This window comes from Kineococcus indalonis (assembly GCF_009906395.1).
GTDB lineage: Bacteria > Actinomycetota > Actinomycetes > Actinomycetales > Kineococcaceae > Kineococcus > Kineococcus indalonis.
In genome coordinates, this window is record NZ_JAAALM010001027.1 from 1 (window position 1) to 434 (window position 434).

Annotated in this window: 1 protein-coding gene; it reads left to right on the forward strand. The window is 78.8% G+C overall.

The features are described from left to right. Nucleotides 1-62: 62 nt before the first annotated feature. A partial coding sequence (locus GTR00_RS22530) for an MFS transporter (RefSeq protein WP_166613678.1) occupies nucleotides 63-434 on the forward strand: 372 nt, incomplete at its 3' end.

Sequence of the window (434 nt, forward strand, 5' to 3'; positions counted from 1 at the left end):
TGCCCGCCGCACCCCGCCCCCGGACGCTGCCGCGCCTGCCCGAGCGCACCGCGTTCGGCCTCGTGGCCGCCACCCTCGCCCTGCTGGTGTCCGCCTCCTCGGCCCCCTCGCCGGTCTTCCCCGTCTACCAGCAGCAGTGGGGCCTGAGCGCCACCAGCGTCACCCTCGTCTTCGGCGTGTACGCCGGCACCCTGCTGCTGGCGCTGCTGACCGCCGGCTCGCTGTCGGACCACCTGGGCCGCCGCGCCGTGGTCGTCGCCGGCCTGCTCGCCGTCCTGGCCTCCCTGGCCGGGTTCCTGCTGGCCGGCTCCACCGCCTGGCTGGTCGCCGCGCGCGCCCTGCAGGGCGTGGGCACCGGCGCCGCCATCGGCGCGCTGGGCGCCTGGCTGCTGGACCTCGCCGGGCCGCGCGCGGCGCTGGCGCAGACCCTCAAC